5 protein-coding genes are annotated in these 4,431 nt (G+C 63.6%); 1 reads left to right on the top strand and 4 read right to left on the bottom strand.

Annotated elements, in window-relative coordinates; genetic code table 11:
• Positions 1-139: 139 nt before the first annotated feature.
• The 3 genes from C6P64_RS16390 to C6P64_RS16380 form a co-directional block, all read right to left on the bottom strand.
• Positions 140-712, bottom strand: coding sequence for a hypothetical protein (locus C6P64_RS16390; protein WP_105749615.1), 573 nt, complete (start codon positions 710-712; stop codon positions 140-142).
• Positions 709-1,872 (bottom strand): AAA family ATPase, encoded by a 1,164-nt coding sequence (locus C6P64_RS16385; protein ID WP_105749614.1) that lies wholly within the window; start codon positions 1,870-1,872, stop codon positions 709-711. Before C6P64_RS16385 ends, C6P64_RS16390 begins: the two co-directional genes overlap by 4 nt.
• Before the next feature lie 245 nt (positions 1,873-2,117).
• Positions 2,118-2,852, bottom strand: a complete 735-nt coding sequence (locus C6P64_RS16380) for an ABC transporter substrate-binding protein (protein WP_105749613.1) — start codon at positions 2,850-2,852, stop codon at positions 2,118-2,120.
• Positions 2,853-2,976: 124 nt separating this feature from the next.
• Between C6P64_RS16380 and C6P64_RS16375 the strand changes: the two genes are divergently transcribed.
• Complete coding sequence (locus C6P64_RS16375; RefSeq protein WP_105749612.1) at positions 2,977-3,984, top strand: zinc-dependent alcohol dehydrogenase family protein; 1,008 nt, start codon at positions 2,977-2,979, stop codon at positions 3,982-3,984.
• A gap of 10 nt (positions 3,985-3,994) precedes the next feature.
• Here the strand turns inward: C6P64_RS16375 and C6P64_RS16370 are convergent, their stop codons facing one another.
• Positions 3,995-4,324: a hypothetical protein gene (locus C6P64_RS16370; RefSeq protein WP_105749611.1), complete on the bottom strand. Its 330-nt coding sequence runs from the start codon at positions 4,322-4,324 to the stop codon at positions 3,995-3,997.
• Between the last annotated feature and the right edge of the window lie 107 nt (positions 4,325-4,431).

Below are 4,431 nucleotides of genomic sequence, written 5' to 3'. Positions count from 1 at the left end.
ACGTACAGGATGGCGTTGACCACCTCGAAGTTGTCCAGCCGCACGTTGCCCCGCTGGCGTGGCAGCAGTGGAGCGATCTGTTCGAATTGCTCGCGAGTCAGTTGCATCGCAACAGTTTCGAGCCAAGTCCACTGCCTTGTCAACTTGCGTTAACAGGCCCTAGGCTGGGTGAATGTTCCACTGCACGTTTCGCATCCCATTGACCCCGGACAAATGCTCCGAGGTGTAAGTTGTAACCAGTTCCAGGCTTGCTGGGGTCGGCGGACGACACGACCTCGTCACGGAACTGACGGATTTTCGACTTCTTCACCAGGGTCAGGATCAAGCGTTTGGGATCGGATTCCTCATCAGGACATTGCGGCAGCTTGTTCAGAGGAACCTCCAGTGCTTGCGCAAACCCCTGCCGGTCTGCCAGCACCCAGCTTTCAGCTTCGGTGATGGCCAGGCGCAAGACGAACCGCTCATGCGCTTGCGGCAGCCACTTGGCGCGCAATTCCACGGCACACTGCCCATCGGTGTCGGCGATGCATAGCACCGGATGCAGACTCCGAGCCAAGCTGAGGTAACGTGGCAAGGACGGTTGCAACTTGGTCACGCCCTTGGTGTCGATCGAGGGCTGTGCCAACTGCCAGTCCGGCAGACAGGCCGCGACGAGGCGCTCGCCAAGGGCACAGCACAGGGTATCCTCACCGACGACGAGGATACGGCTCATGAGAACAATCCGAACTGGTCCAGCGATTGCGGCTTGGTCTTGGGCAGCAAGACCTCGGCAGGGTTGAGCCCGTGCTCCATCGCCTGAAGTTCATCGGGCGCCGGCTGCCGAACTGTAGAGCCATTGACCCCCGGTTCGATCAGCAAGACCGATTGTGGATCGGTGACCTGGCTCAGCAATACCTCGCTGTGCGTGCTGATCAGCACCTGGCGTGCCGACGCCGGCTTTTTCAGGCCGCGCAGCACGCGATCGATCATCAGCGGAATGTGCTCGACGATGCCATCATTCAGCGACAACTCAGGCTCTTCCAACAGCAACAGGCCATCACCCTCCTGCAAGGCCCACAGCAGGCCGATCAAGCGCAGCGTGCCATCAGAAAACTGGTCCTCCTTCTGCCAGGAACCATGCACACGCCAATGCGTGAAGTTGGCTTCCAGATGCCACAAGCCCGTGACTTCATCCTGCGCGAAGCGCAACTCCGAGAACAAGGGAACGGCCTGCGCCAGGGCTTGGGCTATGCGTTTGAGTCGCGCCTCGCGAGTTCTCTTGTTAGTCTGGGCAATGCGCTGCATCAGTCCCTGGCCAAAGGGATCGTTTTCCATCACACGGGCGCTGATCTCGCCGCCATGCTTGAGCAGTTGCGGAACAAGATGCAAATAGGTGGTGGCGGAAAAATCCTCGACCAGTGCCCGGAACGGCTCGTTGTTGTTGATCTGTTCCAGATGGGTCTGCGTCAGGCGCTGGAGATCCTGAAGATCGTCCTGATTGGGGCGACTCAGCAGTACCTGGCCCTGGCGCTCGACCCGCTCCTCGCTGATCAGCACGCGGTGCTGGCCCTTGCCCTCCGACTTGAAGGCCAGCACATAACGCCAGGTCGGTTCCTCTGCCGAAGGTGAGTCCGACAGTTCAACCTCGATGCGGACCTCGGGGTCCTTGCGTGCATGAAGGCTACGCAACCTGGTCAGTCCCCCGCGCTCCTTCAGGGCTTTCTGCAGGCCACCGCCTTCGGTCTGCGCCAGCGTGCGCAGGAAGCGAAAAACGTCAAGCAGGTTCGACTTGCCCGAGGCATTGGCGCCGATCAGGTAAGTCCGTGGGCCCAGCGGCACATCGACCTCGCGGAAATTGCGCCAGTTCTTCAGTCTCAGTCTTGTAATCAGCATGAATCACTCACTCTTCCAGCACCATCACTTCAGGCGACCCGATGCCGCAGTCATCGACAATCTTGCCAGCTTTGGGATCAGCTCTGAGAGGCGAAGATACCGCGGCCTTACAGTGCGGGCACTGTCTGGCAAGGAGAGACCTCCATGTGACAAGCGGCCTGCTTAGGCCCTACTTTGATCAGATTGACCAATCGAGCGAGTTTATCAACAAGCGCTACCTTGCCAGAGGCCCCTGTCGGGAACTTTCAGACCGCTGGCGCGACCGAAACGCCTTCGATACCGTGGCGCTGCAAGGCTTGCGCGACGAAGCCCGACGCCTTCATTGCCTCGACGAAGGCCGCGACATGGTCCGCCGCTTCCTGGCCGCTGGCCTTGGCCGTGCCCATCGCCTGCCGGATCACCATGAAGCGGCCAGGCAGCAGGCGCATGCCAGGCAGGCGCCCCGCATCCATCTCGAGCTGCTGCTTGACGCCGGCAGCGACTTCGAGCCCCTGTTCCAGGAAGGCCGGCACCACGTCGGGCGAGGAAGGCGCGCGCACGATCTCGGCCGCCTTGAGTTCGCGGCTCAGGAACAGGTCGTAGGCGCTGCCCTTGCCGACGGCGACGCGCAGTCCGGCGCGATCGACCTCCTCGTTGGCCTGCAGCGGTGAGTCCTCGCGCACCAGGTAGGCGCCTTCGATCAGCAGATAGGGTGCGGTGAAGGCGATCTCGGCGCCGCGCGCGGGATCGACCGCGAAGAAGCCGATGTCCGCCCTGCCCTCGGTCACGGCAGCGACCGAATCGGCGGCCTTCTCGACCACCAGGAACTCGGCTTCGACGCCGAGTCGGCGCGCCAGCTCAGCCGCCAGGTCGACCGAGACGCCGACGGGCTGGCCGGACTCGGCATCGCGCCTGGCGAGGATGGGATTGCCGAGGTTGATGACCGCGCGCAGGCGGCCGGTCGGGACCAGGGAGGGAACGGCTGGGTGGTGGGCTATCATGATCTGGATACAGATTGGAACTCCAACATTCTCATGCCGGACCATTGCTGATCGCTGACGAATTACGCTCGATCCGGCGCCAGAATCGGTCTGGGACCAGCCTTACCCGAAAGGACCCGCTGCCATGAAGGCCATCCACCTGCGCGCGCCTGCCGCAATCGACCAGCTGCAACTGTGCGACGACAGCGACCCGGGCGCGCCGGGCCCGGGGGAGATCCGCGTCCGCATTCATGCCAGCTCGCTCAACTTCCACGACTACGCGGTGGTGATCGGCGCCATGCCGACGGCCGATGGCCGCATCCCGATGTCGGACGGGGCCGGCGTCGTGGAGGCGGTGGGACCGGGGGTGGAGGAATTCCAGGTCGGCGACCGCGTCGTTTCCTGCTTCTTTCCGGGCTGGATCGACGGCGGACCCAAGGTGAAAGACTTTTCCACGGTGCCGGGCGACGGCATCGATGGCTATGCCTGCGAAACGGTGGTCCGGCCGGCCCATGGCTTCACCCGCGCGCCGGCCGGCTTCAGCCACGCCGAGGCCGCCACCTTGACGACGGCGGGACTGACGGCCTGGCGCGCGCTGGTGGTCAATGGCGGACTCAAGGCCGGCGACACGGTGCTGGTGATGGGCAGCGGCGGGGTTTCGGTGTTTGCGCTGCAGTTCGCCAAGCTGATGGGGGCGACCGTGATCGCGACCTCGTCCTCGGACGAGAAGCTCGAACGACTGAAGGCGCTGGGCGCCGACCACGGCATCAACTACCGCACCGAGGCGAACTGGGGCGCCAAGGCGTTCGAACTCGCAGGCGGGCAAGGAGTGGACCATGTGGTCGAGATCGGCGGCCCTGCCACCCTGCCGCAGTCGATCGCCGCGCTCAAGGTCGGCGGCCATATCGCCCTGATCGGGGTCCTGACCGGCCTGAGCGGCGAGGTGCCGACGGCGGCCCTGATGGCCAAGCAAGGCCGGCTGCAGGGCCTGATCGTGGGCAACCGGCAGCAGCAGCACGAGATGATCCGCGCCATCGAGGCCGGCGCCATGCGACCCGTGATCGACCACAGCTTCCCGCTGGAACAGATTGCCGACGCCTTCCGGCACCAAGCCTCGGGCCGGCATTTCGGCAAGATCGTGCTCGAATTCTGAACCGATCCGGTCAGAGTTCGTCGGCGTCGTTCATCGGATAGGGGTCGGCCACATAGGCCGGCCCCTTCATCACCAGCACGATGAAGGCGTAGATCCCTACCGTGAACAGCACCGTCCAGTGCAGGATGACGAGGCTGAGCACGTAGATGTCGACCATGCCCGGCATGCCGGGGCCCTCGTCGCTGAAGCCGAGCCAGATCGCGAGCCGGGCCAGCAGCGACGGCACAAGCAGCAACAGCGTGCCGACCCAGGCGATCCGGGGCAGGCGCCGCAGGGTGACCCGTTCGGCGCCGGCCGGGGTTTGCTGGAAACCCGGAAGCTTGTTGAATAGTCCGGCCATGGGTGTTGGTCGAGGTGGGCTAGGTGTTTGCTGGCGGCGCAGCTTTCAATGTTACAAGCGCAGATCATTTTTGTCCAGGACAAAACATGAGTGATTTCAAGGTGTCT

Source organism: Malikia granosa (assembly GCF_002980595.1).
Taxonomy (GTDB): domain Bacteria; phylum Pseudomonadota; class Gammaproteobacteria; order Burkholderiales; family Burkholderiaceae_C; genus Malikia; species Malikia granosa.
This window is presented reverse-complemented; position numbering and strand designations above follow the sequence as displayed.

Excerpts from the sequence above, each read along its gene's own strand:
- C6P64_RS16390 (WP_105749615.1), bottom strand. The coding sequence starts at position 712 with ATGAGCCGTATCCTCGTCGTCGGTGAGGATACCCTGTGCTGTGCCCTT.
- C6P64_RS16375 (WP_105749612.1), top strand. The coding sequence starts at position 2,977 with ATGAAGGCCATCCACCTGCGCGCGCCTGCCGCAATCGACCAGCTGCAA.
- C6P64_RS16370 (WP_105749611.1), bottom strand. The coding sequence starts at position 4,324 with ATGGCCGGACTATTCAACAAGCTTCCGGGTTTCCAGCAAACCCCGGCC.
- C6P64_RS16385 (WP_105749614.1), bottom strand. The coding sequence starts at position 1,872 with ATGCTGATTACAAGACTGAGACTGAAGAACTGGCGCAATTTCCGCGAG.
- C6P64_RS16380 (WP_105749613.1), bottom strand. The coding sequence starts at position 2,852 with ATGATAGCCCACCACCCAGCCGTTCCCTCCCTGGTCCCGACCGGCCGC.